This is a genomic window from Aeromicrobium sp. (assembly GCF_047607065.1).
Classification (GTDB): Bacteria; Actinomycetota; Actinomycetes; order Propionibacteriales; family Nocardioidaceae; genus Aeromicrobium.
Map to the genome: position 1 here is coordinate 79626 of NZ_JASGDU010000047.1, position 17260 is coordinate 96885.

General features: G+C 67.2%; 20 protein-coding genes. 1 reads left to right on the forward strand and 19 read right to left on the reverse strand.

The annotated features are described in order from the left end of the window. The first annotated feature begins 32 nt into the window (after positions 1 to 32). Complete coding sequence (locus tag QM597_RS07405; RefSeq protein ID WP_415004230.1) at positions 33 to 626, forward strand: class I SAM-dependent methyltransferase; 594 nt, start codon at positions 33 to 35, stop codon at positions 624 to 626. A gap of 127 nt (positions 627 to 753) precedes the next feature. Here the strand turns inward: QM597_RS07405 and QM597_RS07410 are convergent, their stop codons facing one another. From QM597_RS07410 to QM597_RS07500, 19 genes are all read right to left on the reverse strand, one after another. Then, positions 754 to 972: a hypothetical protein gene (locus QM597_RS07410; RefSeq protein WP_415004231.1), complete on the reverse strand. Its 219-nt coding sequence runs from the start codon at positions 970 to 972 to the stop codon at positions 754 to 756. Then, positions 969 to 1133, reverse strand: a complete 165-nt coding sequence (locus QM597_RS07415; RefSeq protein ID WP_415004232.1) for a hypothetical protein — start codon at positions 1131 to 1133, stop codon at positions 969 to 971. Before QM597_RS07415 ends, QM597_RS07410 begins: the two co-directional genes overlap by 4 nt. A gap of 317 nt (positions 1134 to 1450) precedes the next feature. After that, positions 1451 to 1966: a 50S ribosomal protein L17 gene (rplQ, locus tag QM597_RS07420; RefSeq protein WP_415004233.1), complete on the reverse strand. Its 516-nt coding sequence runs from the start codon at positions 1964 to 1966 to the stop codon at positions 1451 to 1453. Positions 1967 to 2017: 51 nt separating this feature from the next. Next, positions 2018 to 3025: a DNA-directed RNA polymerase subunit alpha gene (locus QM597_RS07425; protein ID WP_415004234.1), complete on the reverse strand. Its 1008-nt coding sequence runs from the start codon at positions 3023 to 3025 to the stop codon at positions 2018 to 2020. 70 nt (positions 3026 to 3095) lie between these two features. Beyond that, entirely contained in the window at positions 3096 to 3704 is a 609-nt protein-coding gene (gene rpsD / locus QM597_RS07430) for a 30S ribosomal protein S4 (RefSeq protein WP_415004235.1), read from the reverse strand. 40 nt (positions 3705 to 3744) lie between these two features. After that, the gene (rpsK, locus tag QM597_RS07435) at positions 3745 to 4143 is read right to left on the reverse strand and encodes a 30S ribosomal protein S11 (protein WP_415004236.1); all 399 of its coding nucleotides are present in this window, start codon (positions 4141 to 4143) and stop codon (positions 3745 to 3747) included. Between the two features lie 7 nt (positions 4144 to 4150). Next, positions 4151 to 4519, reverse strand: a complete 369-nt coding sequence (rpsM, locus tag QM597_RS07440; RefSeq protein ID WP_415004237.1) for a 30S ribosomal protein S13 — start codon at positions 4517 to 4519, stop codon at positions 4151 to 4153. A 183-nt stretch (positions 4520 to 4702) separates the two neighbouring features. Beyond that, positions 4703 to 4816, reverse strand: a complete 114-nt coding sequence (rpmJ, locus tag QM597_RS07445; protein ID WP_008361054.1) for a 50S ribosomal protein L36 — start codon at positions 4814 to 4816, stop codon at positions 4703 to 4705. A gap of 93 nt (positions 4817 to 4909) precedes the next feature. After that, complete coding sequence (gene infA / locus QM597_RS07450) at positions 4910 to 5131, reverse strand: translation initiation factor IF-1 (RefSeq protein ID WP_023647000.1); 222 nt, start codon at positions 5129 to 5131, stop codon at positions 4910 to 4912. Positions 5132 to 5468: 337 nt separating this feature from the next. Beyond that, positions 5469 to 7226, reverse strand: a complete 1758-nt coding sequence (locus tag QM597_RS07455) for a GYF domain-containing protein (protein WP_415004238.1) — start codon at positions 7224 to 7226, stop codon at positions 5469 to 5471. A 275-nt stretch (positions 7227 to 7501) separates the two neighbouring features. Next, the gene (locus QM597_RS07460; RefSeq protein ID WP_415004239.1) at positions 7502 to 7771 is read right to left on the reverse strand and encodes a hypothetical protein; all 270 of its coding nucleotides are present in this window, start codon (positions 7769 to 7771) and stop codon (positions 7502 to 7504) included. After that, positions 7768 to 8850: a hypothetical protein gene (locus tag QM597_RS07465; RefSeq protein ID WP_415004240.1), complete on the reverse strand. Its 1083-nt coding sequence runs from the start codon at positions 8848 to 8850 to the stop codon at positions 7768 to 7770. Before QM597_RS07465 ends, QM597_RS07460 begins: the two co-directional genes overlap by 4 nt. Before the next feature lies 1 nt (position 8851). Continuing rightward, positions 8852 to 9451, reverse strand: a complete 600-nt coding sequence (locus tag QM597_RS07470) for a hypothetical protein (protein WP_415004241.1) — start codon at positions 9449 to 9451, stop codon at positions 8852 to 8854. A gap of 44 nt (positions 9452 to 9495) precedes the next feature. Further along, positions 9496 to 10437, reverse strand: coding sequence for a hypothetical protein (locus QM597_RS07475; protein ID WP_415004242.1), 942 nt, complete (start codon positions 10435 to 10437; stop codon positions 9496 to 9498). Position 10438: 1 nt separating this feature from the next. Next, complete coding sequence (locus tag QM597_RS07480) at positions 10439 to 10708, reverse strand: hypothetical protein (RefSeq protein WP_415004243.1); 270 nt, start codon at positions 10706 to 10708, stop codon at positions 10439 to 10441. 65 nt (positions 10709 to 10773) lie between these two features. Continuing rightward, positions 10774 to 11043 (reverse strand): WXG100 family type VII secretion target, encoded by a 270-nt coding sequence (locus QM597_RS07485; RefSeq protein ID WP_415004244.1) that lies wholly within the window; start codon positions 11041 to 11043, stop codon positions 10774 to 10776. Positions 11044 to 11192: 149 nt separating this feature from the next. Next, complete coding sequence (locus QM597_RS07490) at positions 11193 to 11999, reverse strand: hypothetical protein (protein ID WP_415004245.1); 807 nt, start codon at positions 11997 to 11999, stop codon at positions 11193 to 11195. Continuing rightward, a complete protein-coding gene (locus QM597_RS07495; protein ID WP_415004246.1) occupies positions 11969 to 15601 on the reverse strand; it encodes an FtsK/SpoIIIE domain-containing protein in 3633 nt (1210 codons plus the stop codon). The genes QM597_RS07490 and QM597_RS07495 overlap by 31 nt, the downstream gene beginning before the upstream one ends. Then, entirely contained in the window at positions 15598 to 16821 is a 1224-nt protein-coding gene (locus QM597_RS07500; RefSeq protein WP_415004247.1) for an RDD family protein, read from the reverse strand. Before QM597_RS07500 ends, QM597_RS07495 begins: the two co-directional genes overlap by 4 nt. Positions 16822 to 17260: the final 439 nt, after the last annotated feature.

A 17260-nucleotide genomic window follows, 5' to 3' on the forward strand; every position in this document is an offset into this window, starting at 1 on the left:
CGCTCCACCAGGATGGCTGACAGAATCGGGGCGTGTCCGACCACTACTTCTCTGCCACCCCCGATGTCGAGGATCGACGCCGAGAAGTGACCGTCCGGATCGCCGGGCGCGAGTTGGCGGTCACCACAGCGGCGGGCGTCTTCTCCGGAGACGGACTCGACCATGCCACGGCAGTCCTGCTGGAGCACATGCATGATGCCGAGCCGCAGCGCGTCCTCGACCTCGGCTGCGGCTGGGGGCCGGTCGCGCTCGCACTCGGGCTGCGCTGGCCGGGCACCGAGGTGTGGGCCGTCGACGTCAACGAACGCGCCCTCGCGCTGACCGCCGCCAATGCCCGGCGCCACGGTCTCACCGTGCGCACCGCGCTGCCCGAGGACGTCCCCGACGACCTCCGCTTCGACGCGATCTGGTCCAATCCCCCCATCCGCATCGGTAAACAGGCGCTGCACGCGCTGTTGTTGCACTGGCTCGACCGGCTCAGCGACGACGGCACCCTGACCATGATCGTCGGTAAGAACCTCGGCGCCGACTCACTCCAACGCTGGCTCACCGACCAAGGACGGCCGACCGAACGCCTCGCCAGCGCCAAAGGCTTCCGCATCCTGCGCACCCGCCGCGCCACCTGAGCATTTCACCCTGACAGCACTGAGGCCAGGGGCACCTCCCGCTTGCGGGGAAAAATCCTCGGAGTTCTCAGCAGCCGTGGAAGGAGACGGCTTCGCGCGGGTTCGTCGCCATGTCGACCCACCTCGGTCAGCGAATCTGGCAGTTGCGTGCTGAGGTGCCGCACGCCCTGTCTGCCGTCCAGACCACCGCATCCAGCCGGCCGCCGAGCGCGAGGCACAGACGATCACCCAGTGACAGCCCCGGCGTGTCCGACCACAGCCGAGCGGCCAGTTCGGCATCCTCGACCGTCACCGGCTCGATGCTCAGCGGGAAGGACAGCAGCGCCGATGCGTCGAAAACGTTCACGCGGCGTCCACAGCGGCGGCGCGGCGGTCGGCCAGCAGTTCGCCCACGAGGTCGAGTCCGTCGAGATCGCGGCGCACCCACTCGCGCAGCTGATCGCGCGTCAGCAGGACGATGCCGTGGTCGGTCTCGATGACCGTCAGAGCCGTACCGCTGGAGGGCACCGGCCACAGGCCTCCGCATCCTACGCACCCGCCGCTCGGGCGGTGCGTGCGAGGCCTATCGGCAGCCCCGATACACGCCTAAGAGGTTCCGCAGATAGGTCCGCTGGCTGAGGTGCGAGCGAGGAACGAGCGAGCCTCAAAGCCTGCCACAGAAGGGTCCTTTCGAGGCTCGCAAGCTCACACCTCAATGACCGGCTCCGCCTATCTGCGGAATCTCTAACACGCCGCTCAAGGGGCGAGCGCGGGCCGGTCAGGACGGCGAAGCGCCCGCCACCTGCGAAGGGGTGACGGGCGCTTCGATCTCGAACGAGTGAGGATCAGTCCTCGGCCGGGGTCTCCTCGGCAGTGTCGGCCGCCTCGGCCTCGGGGGCCGCCTCGGTGACGACCTCTTCGGCGCTCTCCTCGACGACCGGCTCCTCGACCGGAGCCTTCTCGGCGGCCTTCGCCTTCGGCGTCTGGTTCTGCGCGCCGAACTCCTTCGCCTCGACGATCTCGATCACGGCCATGGGCGCGTTGTCGCCCTTGCGCGGACCGATCTTCGTGATGCGCGTGTAGCCGCCGGGACGGGTGGCCATGGCCGGGCCGATCTCGGTGAACAGCGTGTGCAGGACGCTCTTGTCACGAATGACCTTGACGACCTGCCGGCGGTTGGCCACCGTGTCGTTCCTGGCCTTCGTGATGAGCTGCTCGGCGTACGGACGCAGACGGCGGGCCTTGGCCTCGGTCGTCGTGATCTTGCCGTGCTCGAACAGCGACTGAGCCAGGTTGGCCAGGATCAACCGCTGGTGCGCGGGGCTACCGCCGAGGCGGGGACCCTTGGTGGGGGTGGGCATGGTTACTCCAAAGGGGGTCTGACGGGCAGCGAGCCACCCGACGAAATTGACTCAGTACTGCTCGTCCTCGGCGAACGAGGTGTCCTCGTCGTCGAACACGACGGCCGACGGATCGAAGCCGGCGGGGCTGTCCTTGAGGGCCAGGCCCATCTCGACCAGCTTCTCCTTGACCTCGTCGATCGACTTCTGTCCGAAGTTGCGGATGTCGAGCAGATCCTGCTCCGAACGGGTGATGAGCTCACCGACGGTGTGGATGCCCTCGCGCTTGAGGCAGTTGTACGACCGCACGCTGAAGTCGAGATCCTCGATGGGCAGCGCGAGGTCGGCGGCCAGCTGCTCGTCGATGGGCGACGGGCCGACGTCGATGCCCTCGGCCTCGACGTTCAACTCGCGCGCCAGGCCGAACAGCTCGACCAGCGTCGAACCGGCCGACGCCAGGGCGTCGCGCGGCACGATGGACGGCTTGGTCTCGACGTCGATCACGAGGCGGTCGAAGTCGGTGCGCTGCTCGACACGGGTGGCCTCGACCTTGTAGGTGACCTTCAGCACGGGGCTGTAGATCGAGTCGACCGGCATACGCCCGATCTCCTCGTCACCGGTCTTGTTCTGCACCGCCGAGACGTAACCGCGGCCGCGCTCCACGATGAGTTCGATGTCGAGACGGCCCTTCTCGTTGAGGGTCGCCACGTGCAGGTCCGGGTTGTGGACCTCCACACCGGCCGGAACCTCGATGTCGGCCGCCGTCGCGTCGCCGGCGCCCTGCGCCCGCAGATACATGACGACCGGCTCGTCGATGGTCGAGGAGACCACGAGGTTCTTCAGGTTGAGGATGATCTCGGTGACGTCCTCGGTGACACCGGGCACGGTCGAGAACTCGTGCAGGACGCCGTCGATCTTGATCGACGTGACGGCGGCACCCGGGATCGAGCTGATGAGGGTGCGGCGCAGCGAGTTGCCGAGGGTGTAACCGAAGCCCGGTTCGAGCGGCTCGATGACGAACTTCGAGCGATGCTCGTCGATGACCTCTTCGGACAGGACGGGGCGCTGGGCAATCAGCATGTTTCTTTCCTTTCCGGACCACCTTCATCTGAGGTCCGGGTCGGTGGGGTGGACGAGATCGTCGGAAGGATCAGATCTTCGAGTAGTACTCGACGATGAGCTGTTCGGAGATCGGCACGGTGATCTGCTCGCGGACCGGGTTCTGGTGAACCAGGATGCGACCGCGCTCGGGCGAGACGTCGAGCCAGCCGGGAACGGTGTCCGAGTCGTGGGTCTCTCGCGCGACGATGAACGGCGTCGTGTTCAGGCTCTTGGCCTTGACGTCGATGATGTCGTGCTTGCTGACCTGGAACGACGGGATGTTCGTCTTGACGCCGTTGACCAGGAAGTGACCGTGGGTCACCAGCTGGCGGGCGTGACGCCGCGTGCGGGCCAGGCCGGCGCGGTAGACGACATTGTCCAGACGCGACTCGAGCAGGCTCAGCAGGTTGTCGCCGGTCTTGCCGGGACGGCGCGAGGCCTCCTCGTAGTAGCGGCGGAACTGCTTCTCGAGGACGCCGTAGGTGTAACGCGCCTTCTGCTTCTCCTGCAGCTGGGTGCGGTACTCGGACTCCTTGACGCGGGTGCGGCCGTGCTGGCCGGGCGGGTAGGGGCGACGCTCGAAGGCGGCGTCACCACCGACGAGGTCGACGCCGAGACGGCGCGACTTCTTGGTGAGAGGACCGGTGTAACGGGCCATGATTCACATACTCCTGGAAAGAAAGATCGAAGGCAGCGCGTCAGAGACGGCGGTGCTTGGGCGGGCGGCAGCCGTTGTGCGGGCTGGGGGTGACGTCGGAGATCGTGCCGACCTCCAGGCCGACGGCGCTCAGCGAGCGGATCGCGGTCTCGCGTCCCGAGCCGGGACCCTTGACGAAGACGTCGACCTTCTTCATGCCGTGCTCCATGGCCTGACGGCCGGCGGCCTCGGCGGCCATGCCCGCCGCGAACGGCGTCGACTTGCGCGAACCCTTGAAGCCCACGGTTCCGCCCGAGGCCCACGCGATGACGGCACCGGTCGGGTCGGTGATGGTGACGTGCGTGTTGTTGAACGTGCTCTTGATGTGGGCCTGGCCCTGCGCGACGTTCTTCTTCTCCTTGCGGCGCACCTTCTTGGCGCCGGCGGTCTTGGGAGGCATCAGGCGATCACTTCTTCTTTCCGGCGACGGTGCGCTTGGGACCCTTGCGGGTGCGCGCGTTGGTCTTGGTGCGCTGGCCGCGGACCGGCAGGTGCGCACGGTGGCGGCGGCCCTGGTAGCTGCCGATCTCCATCTTGCGGCGGATGTCGGCGGTGACCTCGCGGCGCAGGTCGCCCTCGACCTGGTAGTTGGCCTCGATGTGATCACGCAGCGCGACGAGCTGGTCGTCGTTCAGCTCGTGGACCCGCAGGTCGCCGGAGATGCCGGTAGCGGCGAGGGTTTCGGCGGCGCGGGTGCGCCCGATGCCGAAGATGTAGGTGAGTGCGATCTCGAGGCGCTTCTCGCGCGGGAGATCGACTCCGATGAGGCGTGCCATGTCTGGCGGTCCTTTCGGTTCGGCGAAGGTGTGGTCATCCGCGGCGCCCCGGTTGCCTCCCGATGCTCGTGGCTTCGGAACCGGGCCCCGGCCTTCGCGCCGGGGGTCGCACCCGAGGAGTCCTCGGGTGAGCCGTCAGATGTTCAGTGGTGCTGGCGAAGAAACTCTGCTGATGTTCTGGGGTCAGCCCTGGCGCTGCTTGTGGCGCGGGTTCTCGCAGATCACCATGACGCGGCCGTGGCGACGGATCACCTTGCACTTGTCACAGATCTTCTTCACGCTCGGGTTGACCTTCATGGAGAAGCTCTTTCCTGAATCTGAACGTGAATGGTCGGATATGCAGTTGTGACGGGCACAGGTGTGCCCGCGAGCGACGCGCCTAGCGAGGCGTCACTTGTAGCGGTAGACGATGCGACCGCGGCTGAGGTCGTACGGCGAGAGCTCCACCACGACCCGGTCCTCGGGGAGGATGCGGATGTAGTGCTGGCGCATCTTGCCGCTGATGTGGGCGAGCACCTTGTGCCCGTTGGTCAGCTCGACACGGAACATCGCGTTGGGGAGGGCCTCCACCACCGCGCCTTCCATCTCGATGACGCCTTCTTTTTTCGCCATGAACCTCAGCTACTCGGATTGCTTCGACTTACCCGGTGCAGGCACGCCACAGTGACGGCACCCAGACCGGCTACCAACCTTACGCCCGTGCCCGCCCTCCCACCAAATCGGGTCCCTCCCCGGATGTTTACACATAAAAGAGATCCTGTTAGAACGCCCGCAGGTAAGTCCCGTTGGCTGAGGTGCGAGCGAGGAACGAGCGAGCCTGCGGCGGTGGCCCCTTCGAGGCTCCTTCGTCGCACCTCAGGGACCGGAGGCCGCAGAGCGGTCCCTGAGGTGCGAGGCCGCTTGCGGCCGAGCCTCGAAGGGTGCCGTGGCGGGGTCGCCTATCCGGCGATCAGTAGGAGACCTTGCGGCCACTCAGGGTGATGCCCTCGAACGAGGAGGTATCAGGGCTGTACGGCGTGGCCTCAGAGTTCAGGTTCGTGTTGGCCTGCGAGCGCGGCACGAAGGCCACCGAGTCGAGCCACGCGGAGTCACCGTTCGGCGTGTTCGGCGAATAGTAGTTCTTGAGGATCACGAAGAACGGATGGCTCACGGTGGTCCCCGCAGGCTGGGACTCCTGCCACATCACGTCGACGTCCTCCGAATAGTTGCCGTAGCTGTTGAGGTATTCACAGGCCGGGCCGTCGGTCGTGAAGCGGTGCTCCACCTGGATGCGGCCGTCGCTGGAGTCCCCGTATGACGACGAGGAGAACATGTCGAAACTGAAGGCACCGACCAGCGGGGTGTCGAAGCCCTCGGTCCGGGCGGTGACCGTCATGGAACCCACCACGAGGCCGTCTCGCTCGGGGTCGAAGGAGCAGGACGTGCCGAGGATCAGTTCGGCGTCACTCGGATGCGACGCGCCGACGAGCTGCGTGCCGGACTGCACGGTACCGAAGGAGATCGTCATGTCGAGGCTGAAGCCCTCGTCGTCGGTGTAGGCCCAGGTGGCGCTGTTGTTCATGCCTCCAGGTGCCTCCGGAGCGGTCGGCATCGGGCTGGGGGTCGGCTCGTAGGTGGGTTCGTAGGTCGGCTCGTAGGTGGGTTCGTCGTAGTCGTCGTAAGCCTGCGAGGAGTCGCCTCCCCGGTTACCGAGGATGACGGCGGTCAGGACGCTGCCGACCAGGAGCAGCGCGATGACGACGGTAGCGATGATCGCGCCCTGCTTGCCAGCCAGCCCCGTGCCCCCGGAGGACGCCGGTGGCGGGGGCAGAAGGCCGACGGGTTCGCTGCCGGCCGGAGACGGGAGCGGGAGGTCGACGGGTTCGCTGCCCGCGGGTGGCGGAAGGGGCAAGTCGAGGGGCTGCCGGCTGGCCGGAGGCGGAGGGAGCGGGACCGGCTCGGATGCGGTGGTGGTTGCGGCAAGCGGCCGGGGCATCGCTGGCGGCTCACCCTTCCGGGACGAGACCGCCGACCACAGGACCAGCGCGAGGCCCGCCAGGAGCGCCAGCGGGAAGCCGACATAGGCGGTCCAACTCGGCGGGTAGACCGTGGCGAGATAGAGCACGAGTCCCAGTGGATCGCCGCCGCCCCACCAGAAACCGGTTCTCAGCGCGTTGACGAGCCACCACACCGTCTCGCCTGTCATCTCAAGCAGGCCGAGGATGAGCCAGCCCGTCGACGGCTTGGCGAGCAGGCCGACGACGGTGACCATGAACGCGAGGATCACGGCGCATTCGATCAGGCCGAGATTATCGATGAAGTACCAATGCAGGTAGTCGCCGAAGGACAGGCCGAAGCCCCCGGTCGTCCCTTGGACGACACTCTTGACCATGGCGGCGAGGAAGAGGACCGCGAGGCCCCCGTAAAACAGCGCGCCGCAGAGCGCGGGGGGCTTGGCGGGAGCCTTGGCCGCGACGGGGCGGGTTACGAGAGCCGGTGGGGCCGCAGGCGTTGCCGCCGACGGCGCGGCCTGCGCGAAGAGGACCGGTATCGTGCTGGCGGGCTGCCAGGGGCCGTAGTCGACCGAGATCATCGAGGTGGGATCGATACGCCCGTCGGCGACGAGGCCGCTGAGTCCCTCGGCGTCGAGCGGCCCGTGGGAGTCGCCGTCGATCACGGCGTAGTAGTCGACCTCCGGGATCGGCTGCGGTCCATCCGAATGGGTCATGCGATTCCTCTCCACGTCGAGCTTGTCCGAGGCTAGGACCGCACGCGCCCCGCGGCCATGGGGACTTCTCCCCTACGCGGATAGGCCCCTGAGGCGCGACGAGGAACGAGGAGCCTCGAAGGGCGAAGCCTGCTGTGGTGGGTCATTTCGAGGCTCGCAAGCTCGCACCTCAATGACCGGGTTCTCACCTATCCGCGCAGGTCTAACCTGCGACGAGCCGGTCCCTGAGGCGCGAGCGAGGAACGAGCGAGCCTCGAAGGGACCCCGGCCGACCACTACGGCACCGGCTTGCCGATGACGTCGCGCACCTGATCGTCCTCGGTGCCGACATTGCGGCAATACGCCTCGGTCGTCATCCGGGTCAACGCGACCGCCGCGTCACTGTCGTCGGCGTCCGCCTCGTCGAGCAGCGTCTTGACGACCTCGATCCGCGCGCTCTCGGACTGCGCAAGGAACTCCCCGCACGTCGTCTCCCCGCCCTCATTCGCGCCGGTGCATGCGGCGAGAGCGGCAAGAGCCGCAACCCCCAACCACCGCCCGTTCACCGGAGTTTCCCGTCGAACGACTCCAGATCGTGATTCGGACCGTCAACCTCGACCTGACGACCGATCGCGTCGTAGGCACTTGTGTACTTCTGCCCAAAGGTCAACAGATCGCCCGAAGTCGTGTAGTTGGTGATTCGGCTGGTGTCGATGCCGTCTTTGAGAGCGCCGCCCTCGGTCATGCGACCCAACACGTACTGGCCGAAATTGGTGTCTTTGCCCATGAGTGTGCGCGCGTAGAGCAGATCGTCGTTGGTGACGCCTGCCGCGTTGAACGTCACGGCTGTCGATCCGGTGACAAGGCCCGCTACAGCCGCATGCCGACCGCCGAGCGAATGCCCGGTGGCCGTCATGTTTTCGGTGCCGACGGCGTTCTTGAGCGCAAGGGCGAGGTTCATGGCTTCTTCGGTCGAAGACCCGGGGTCGTGGAGAGCGAGAAGGTCTGCCGCGCCTTGAGAGGCGATGCTCCCCACCGCGCCGGAGGACAGGCCCGCACGAGCATTCTCTCGCCACCAGTCCACGGCCCCTCCGTGCTCGGTGGAGCCACGGAAGATCAGCACATAGTGACCCTTGCCATCGGTCGCGATCACCGCGTCCAGACCATTCTTGGTGTGCAGCATGCCCGGATCGATGCCGAGTTTCTTCAACTCGTCGCCACTCGCCGGCTGCCATCCGTCGGGGAGTTTAGACGGGTCATAAGCCGCCTTGGAGAACTGCAGATAGTCATCCGCCGTCACCTCGCCCCAGGGCGCGCTCGTGTCCTTCCAGGAGGTCGCACCACTCGCCACGACCGACGAGCCAGCGGTACCCGACAGGCTCGTGCTGGCGGCCTCTTGCTGCGCGGCATTCTGGCGCAGCACTGTGGCGTTCTCGGCCAGTTCCTCGGCGGCGTTCTTGAGGGCGACGCTGTGGGTGGAGTCCCAGTCCGCCCGGAAGCGCACGGCGACCGGACCGACCCACGCCGACACCTGTACGCCGTTGGAGACCTGGCCTGCCTGTGCCCGCAAACGATCAGCCGCCTGGTCGAACTGCGTCGCCAACTGCCGCAGAGCATCGACGTCGGCACCGATCATGGCGTTCATGTCACTGCGCGCCTTGACGCAGACGGCCCGCCCATTCCTGCCAGACCGTGGAGGCCGTCACCGTCATCACCTCGGCGGAATCGTCGGTGTTCGTTTCCGGTCCGACGACCTGCCAATCGCCGGCTTCAGACCGCTGCAATGAGGCGGCCTGCCACGACGAGTCTTCACGATGCCACTTGACCGTACCGATGGCAGCGACCGAGCCGACTTCCTCGAATCGTTCCCGCACGACAGCGACGGCCAGGTCGATGAGGTCGACCTCGGGGCGGAGGGGGTTGACCTCACGGATGCCCAGCTTGACCACCTGCAAGGCAAGCCCTCCCAACGGCGCACCGATCAAGGTGTACGCCGTGACGGCCTCGTCAGCCGTCATCACCGCCACTTCGACCCATTCGGACGACTCCGCGAAGACCACTGCCACATGACGGGCTGGGCCCTGAAGATCGAGTTCTTCCCCATCGGTGGTGGCGAAATCGCGCACGACCAAGGTCGCTGCACCCATGAGCGCGAAGTCGGCGGCTTCCTCCCCTACCGGCAACTGAAGGACCTCACTGGTCTTGGTCGACCCCGCCGACGTGCTCATCCCGGCCAGCGCGACCAACTCATGCCCGGTGAAGGCAATGGTCTCCTGCGTCATACTCGAATTCACCATCCAAACTTGAACTTGGGCGGACGGAACAGGTTCTTGACGGCATCGCCAGCCCCGTTCACGATGTTCTTGGCCGTGTCACTGGCACCTTCGGCAAGCGCTTTGGCACCGTCGGCCACGGCGTGAGTCGCTTTGTTCGTCAGGTCCGCCGCGCCGTTCCACGTACCCACGGCAAAGTCGGCGACACGCTTCGAGACCGGCACGTCACCACTCGCCAACTGCGCGGCTCCCCACGCCAGACCGACGCCACCGACAACCAGAGCAGCAGGCGGGCACGCGACAAGGGCAACGCCGGCCACGGCGAAGCCGGCCGAAATGACGCCGTCGGTGACTTTGAAGCCATCGCCGGTAGCGATCCCTTCACCGATCTGCCATCCGGCATCGAAGGCACCGATCACCGCCGTGACGTCGCCGAGTTTGCCGAGAACCTTGCCCGCTTTCGCCATCCAGGGAAGACTCTTCGCCCATTGCGGTTTCGCCCACTCGACGGCTTCTTTCAGAAGCTTCGCCGAGTCAATGCCCATGGCTGCTCTTTGGTAGACGTCCTTGACGCCATCCCAAAAGTCGCTCGCATCGGCAATCGCCTTCGACCCCCCGCCCTGGGCGGCGTGGCGGGCGGCGTTCTGCACCGCGTGAGCCTTGACCACCGAGGTCCCGGCGTTACCACTGAGGCTGGCGCTGGCGGCCTCCTGCTCCTTGGCGTTCTGACGGAGGCTGAGGGCGCTCTCGGCCAACTCGGCTGCGGCATTCTTCAGCGCCACGCTGTGCGTGGAGTCCCAATCGGCCCGAAAACGTACGGCGACCGGCCCGACCCATGCCGAGACCCGCACGCCGTTGGAAACCTGGCCGGCCTGTGCCCTCAGCCGGTCAGCCGCCTGATCGAACTGTGCGGCCAGACGCCTCAGGTCATCGACGTCCGCTCCGATCATGTGCCCCATGTCAGCGCCCCGAGATCCGATGCTGCTCGTCGGCGTTCGTCCGGGCGGCGCGCGCGGCGTTACGCAACGCCGCCGAGGCGTTACGCAGGCCCGTCGTATGCGTTGTGGACCAGCTCGACTCGAACCGTGTGCGGTCGTTACCGACCCACTTGGTCGAACTCAGCGCCTTGGTCAACGTGGTGACGATCTGATCGACCTCGGTGCCTGCGGCGTCGAGTTGGCTTGACAGTGCACGGATCTGCTCGATGTTCATGCCGAACATCTGGTTCATGGCGGACCTCCTCTCATGGGGCGACCCGCGGCCCCGGCCAGAGCCGGCCGGGGCCGCACCGCGGGTCAGGCGTTGGAGACGTTCTCCTGGTCGGTGGCGTTCTGACCGGCCTTCTGTCCGGCCGTGCGCACCGCGTTGACGACGTTCGTGATGGCCGTCATGTGCTGGCCCTCCCAGTCGCTCTTGAAGGTGTTGAAGTCGTTGCCGACCCAGGTGGTACTGTTGAGCTTCGAGCCAATCTGACGCGCGAGGGTCTCGATCTGCTGCGCAGCGGTGTCCATCTGCTTGGCGAGAGTGCGAACCTCTTCGACATTCATGCCGACCATTCCGGCCATGATCCCTATCCCCTTCTGTAATGTCCTCGGCCACGGTGGCCTCGGTGGTGATCCCCCGATCTCGACCGCCCTGTCGCGGTCAAGACGAACTTAGAGAGGTTTTCCGCCTGGGTCGATGGGGACCAATCCCCATCTGAACCCGGCGCCTCTCACGACGGCAGACCCAACTGCACGCGCATGGCCCGGCCGCCGTCGACGACGATGCCGCGACCCGGCGGGAACTCCGACCTGCTGGCCCGTGGGAAGGACTGCTTGAAGACGGTCTGTCCGTCCATATCGTCCGGTTGGAGCGCGATACCCCGGCGGGCCTGCTTGAAGGTGGTTCCGAGCGTGTAGGCGCTGCTGAGCGCCGATGTCTCCGATTCGCCGACGACAAAGGCGTCGTAGCCGACAGCCGTCCTGACCAGGGCGTCGATGGCCGATTCGGCCATCGCTCCCACGAGGGCCTCGAACGACTCCACCACGATCAGGACCGGACATGTCGGCTCGGGCACCAGCGTGCCCGATGACAGCCGGTAACTCAGATCGGCTGCCAACTCCGACATCTCCTCATCGGTCACCGCGATGGACTCCCACGGATCCATGTGCCGCAGAACCGTCCGCTTGGCACCGAACAGGTACGACACCGTCCGGGGTGCCGCACGACGGGTCGCGGTGATGATCGAAGCCAGCGCCGTGGTGCGTCCGCTCACCGGCGGACCGACGACCAGGAACGATCCCTGCGTCTCGATGGCATAGGGCTGCAAGTCCTCATCGCCAACGCCGATGACCGCATGGCCGTTGATCGCCGCCGGCAACTCGGCCAGTTCGACCCGCTCGGCAAGACGCTCGATGGGCCGGGCCGGGCTGCGGCCACGTCGTCGCATGACTGCGGCGAGGCGTCCGAGGCTCTCGGCCTGACGAGGCAGGCTGGACGAACCGCCGATCATGGCGACCTGAACTTCCAGCCCGTCCAAGATGCCACGACCCGGGGCGAGTCGCTGGAAAGTACGTCGGACGGCACACCCGCCAAGGAGTAGTCGTTCTGATCCGACAGGCGCAGGATGAGGCGCTGCTGGATCGTGGCCGACAAGGACGCGGGCACACCCGCAGGACGGTCTGCGGTGAGCACGAAATGGATGCCGACGGCACGGCCGTCGGCGGCCAACTGGTTGAACAGGGTGTAGTAGCCACTGCGCGGACCGAGTTCGTACTCCTGCCGGAAGGCCCCCAAGCCATCGATCAACACGAGAAGGCGCCGTTCATCGGTGTCGCCCGAGCGTTGCCGATACTCGGTGATGGTGGACGCATTCACGGCCGCGTACCTGCGCGCCCGGAACTCGGCCTCGTCGCGCAGCCACCGCAGCAGGCGGCCGACCCGCTCGTGGTCCGTCCCGGCGATGACGGCCCCCACGTGCGGAAGCTCTTCGAGCATCGCCAGTCCGCGCGAGCCGAAGTCCAGCGCGTAGACGTCGCAGGGGCCGCCGCGCATGGTGCCGGCCGCAGCCACCGCGAGCGTGCGCAGCGCACCGCTTTTACCCGATCCACCAGTGCCGATGATGGCCATGTTGCCGTCGACGTCCGGGCGGAAGTAGATGAAGTCGTTGCTCTGCTGCTGCGGGATGTCCTGCATGCCGATGGCCAGTTCGGCATCCGTACGCTGAGGAACCATCGCCTGGTCGTAGACCCGTGCCAGCACCGGCAGCCACGGCTTGCGCGGCTCGGACAACTCCAGTTGGCGGGCAGCTGCGATGACCTGATCCACGGTCCGGTTCAGGTCGGTCTCCGGTTCGGGACCGGTGGGTCGCACTTCGTCGGCACTGTCTCGCTTCAACACCTGAGCAGCACCGAAGGTCAGGGTCTCCAGGTCCACCGACGGACGGGGCACCACGTCCGGCGTGCTCCCGCCGACATAGAGGGATTGGAAGGTCGTCAACCGGCCCGGCCCCGTCTTGGCGGCACCACGACCGGGAATGCCCGGATCGAATCCGGCCGCCATGACGTCTTCGAGGACATCCTTCGAGTCGTCGGCGTCAGCCATACGCAGCGCGACGCGCAGGTTGGTGTTGGCCCGCAGGTTCCCGGTGATGACGCCCGAAGGCCGCTGCGTCGCCAGAATCAGGTGCAGGCCGAGAGACCGGCCGCGTTGGGCGACATCGACGACGCCATCGACGAACTCCGGGATCTCCTGCGCCAACGCCGCAAACTCGTCGACCACGATGAGCAGGCTCGGCAGTTGCGGGGCGTCGGGCTTCTTCTCCAGATCGATGATGTCCTTGGCGCGGTAGTGGGCCAGGATCTCCTCACGGTAGGTCAGCTCGGCACGCAACGATGTCAACGCACGCCGGACCAGATGCTGGTCGAGGTCGGTGACCAGGCCGACGCAATGCGGCAGTTCGGTACACCGGGCGAAGGCCGACCCTCCCTTGTAGTCCACGAACAAGAAGGTGACCCGCCGGGGACTCTGGGAGACCGCCAACGACAGGACCCACGATTGCAGGAACTCGCTCTTGCCCGCGCCGGTCGTGCCGCCGACCAATGCGTGCGGCCCGTGGGTGCGCAGATCGAGCGCGAACGCATCGCCGGCCGCCTGGCCGACCACCGCGCGCAGCGAGAACCCGCCCTTGACCGGCGGCCCTCCGACCAGCGTCGGGTCGTTGGCGATCCACCGTTCGACGACCGGCTCGGGAGAACTGCCCATCTCCGTTCCCATCGAGGCGAGGAAGGAGACCGAACGCGGCAGGTCGCTGTCGTCGTGGATCGGGGCACCGGCGTCCACGACTGACGAGAGCCGCCGCGCGATGTGGCCGGCGACGTCGACGTCCAAGGACTCGCAGCGGATCGGGTCGACGATCTCCGACAGGTGGACCTGTCCGGACTCGGCATGGCCGGCATGGTCGACTTCGACGAACGAGCGGCAAGCCGCTGGAATGCGGCCCACCGACGAGGCGCACCACAGCACGTGCAGCCCCACCTCCGGGCCGGCCTCGGCGAGCGTGACGAGCCGCGAGCGCTCAATGGGCGCGTCGTCCACGGCGATGAGGACTACCCGAGGCTCCGACATCGGACCGGTCGCATTCTCCTTGGCGACCATGCGCTCGTTGAGCAGCTGTTCCAACTCGGCGACCAAACGTGCCGAGGTCGTCGAATTGTCCGCGAGGGACACACCAGTGATAGGCGCGTGCGGACCGCCCACATGCGGCAGCCACTTCAGCCAGTCCCACTGCCCCACCGATTGAGAACTCCCGACCGCCGCGATGGCCACATCAGCGGGCGAATGCAGGCAAGCAAGTTGCGCGACCAGGGCGCGCGCCACGACCGACATCATCTCCGGCGGTCCGGCGACTCCGATACCGCCGGCGTCCATGAGTGAAGCGACGACGGGGACATCATCGATGGTAGAGAAATCCCGTTGGAGGTCGGCGATCAGGTGCCAATGCTTCGGGTCCGAACGGCGGCTGTCCGGAAGGTTCAAGGTCACGCGGGACGGCACCCGGCCGATGCCGAGCCGCAGGTCCAGGAAGCCCGGCCGGTCCGTCCGGCGAGACCACAGCAGACGGCCGTGCTGCTCGACGGCCGACAATCCATCGGCGGTCGACGGGGCCTCGTTGTACCGCGAGGCGCGTTCTTCCTCCCGCAGGATCTCCAGGTCCGCTCGCAGGTCCTCGACGGCCGCCCGGTACTGCCTCAGCGCTTGCTTCGCTTCACCTTTGTTCTGACGCCTCTGGTCGAAGAACGCGCCGAGCATCATAAACGGGCTGAGACCCATCATCACGAACATGATGGGAGAGGTCTGCATGCCGGTGAGTTTGACGACGGCGAACATCGCGCCGGCGATGAGAAGCGGCCCCGCCATGGCGACGAATGGGAAATGGGACGTCCGCACGAGTCCCGGAGGTTCGGGTGCATCGATCTCCCGCGCGGCGAAGATCTGCTGCACGAGGGGTGCCCGATTGAACTGCACCGTGCCCGAAGCGTCGGCAGTAAGCCGCTGGAGCGGGACGATCGTGAAGCTCGTGTCGCCGATCTGTACGACATCGCCCGGCAGAACCGTCGCCCGCTGCACCTGTTCACCGGACAGGCTCGTGCCGTTGGCCGATCCGAGGTCGATGACCTCGACGACATCGGTCACGCTCACGCGCACGTGCCGTTTGGAGACGAACCGGTCGGACAGCACCACCTCGGAGGAGGCGTCGCGGCCGACGTGGGTGGCGCCGGAGGGCAACCCGAACTCCTGGCCCGCGTCCGGGCCGGCGAGCACCCTCAGCACCGCCACGGCACCGGCCCGGCGGTGACCGCTTCCGTCGAACAGTTCGGTGGAGGAGGCGACGCTGACCCGAGAGCCGGACGGCAACGGGGACTCGCCGATGGGGCCGTGCGGATCGAGCACCACGGTCTGCGCACCGCGTTCGGTCGGCAGGCCGTGTACCCGTAACGTGGTCTGCCCGCCTGACGACGAGTTGCCGTCGAGCCGTGCCTGAATCTCCTCCGCGACATCGCCCACGGTCGCCGCAGCGTCGGCGGTGACCAGGACGTCGCGGTCGCCGTTGGCCCCTCCGACCGACAGCTTCAGCTTCATTCGGACGGCTCCAGGGTGAAGATCCGGTCGCCGAGGGCGATCTGATCGCCGGCGGCGAGGACGGTCGGCTCGGTTAGCTCCGACTCGTTCCCGTCGCGCACGAGGTAGGTGCCGTTGGTCGAATGCAGGTCCTCGACCTCCACCTCGATGCCGACCAGGGTGAAGCGCGCATGGGTCTTGGACATGCTGCGCTCCGGATCGTCGACCGGCACCAGCGTCGCGCCGGGATGTCCGTCTGCGGACGGGTCGCGACCGACCAGCACCGTGCCGAATACCTCGATGACCTGACCGGAATCGGACCGCAAACGCCACGCGGGCTGCTTGGCGCGACGAGGACGCAACTGCGTGCGCGCATCGACCTCGCTCGCGGGCCGCTGCGGCACCGGGGGCTGGACGGCCGGCTGCGGCGTTCCTGGCGTCGACGGCGCACTGAATCCCGGAACCGAGGTGATAAGCCCCCCGGTCGGCGGGGTCGACGGCGGAGTCAGCGGCGGGGTCACCGGAGGCTGGGGCAGCGGCGTCGGAACCGCAGGCGACACGGGCGCCGCAGCCGGACGGACCGGCGGCGCGGGCAGGCGGTCCTTAGCCTGTGGGGCGGCCAGCGGCGGCGTCCCGGGATTCGAGGTGAGGTCGGTTCCCGGGCGCGTGGGCAGCGGCGGCAGCACGTGGCCGGCCGGTGCCGAAGGCGGCGTGCCCGGCAGCACCACCGGCAGAACACCCTCGGCCGGGGCCTTCGCTGCGGGTGCCCCGCCGAGCGAATCGGCCCTGACCGCCACGGTTCCCGCAACGCTGTCATGCCACATCTGGCGTCGCGGATGGGAGTTCGACACCAGCGCCGAGATCAACGCCATGATTCCGCAGCACGTGGCCGTCAGGGCCAAGACGACATTACGCAAGATCGCGCGCCCCATCCCTACCGGCCGGCCGGTATCCATATCGACGACCGCGATCCCGGCGACCTTGTGACCGATGGCCTGCCCGTGGACACCGACGCAGTAGATCCGCTGGTAGAACCACCAGCCGAAATAGAGGACCCACAGGACGAGCGCGCCGATGAGCAGACCCGTGTTGACGCTGTACGGGTCGGATGTCGCCGCGATCTGCAGGCCGTAGGCCGGGCCGACGAATAGCAGGTTCAGTAGCCCGTCGACTGCGGCACCGACGAACCGGTTGCCGAGGGTCGCGTAGGCGGTGGGCGGCTGGGGATGGTGCTGGCTCATGCGTGGACCTCGGGTTCTTCAGTCGGATTCATGGGACGGAGGAGGCGCTGGAGTGGTCCCTTCGAGGCTCCTTCGTCGCACCTCAGGGACCGGACGGCCGTCGCTGGCTGAGGCCCGCCCCTTCGAGGCTCCTTCGTCGCACCTCAGGGACCGGGAGCATCCGGTCCCTGAGGTGCGAGCTTGCGAGCCTCGAAGGGACCCAAACCGCAACTCATTTCGAGGCTCCGCTCGTACCTCGCTCCGCACCTCAATGAGCGGCATCGACCTATAAATCAGCGTTCCCCTAGGCACTGGGGGTCCTCCGGCGGGTCAGGCGCGCGGCGCGCTCGCGCAGCCACCGGGCCGGACGGCTGCCGGCCGCCGCGACCGCATACCCGCGCCCCCGCTCGCGTGCGGCCCGGCCCACCTGCCGCCACGGGATCGACGCCGGCGACAGCAC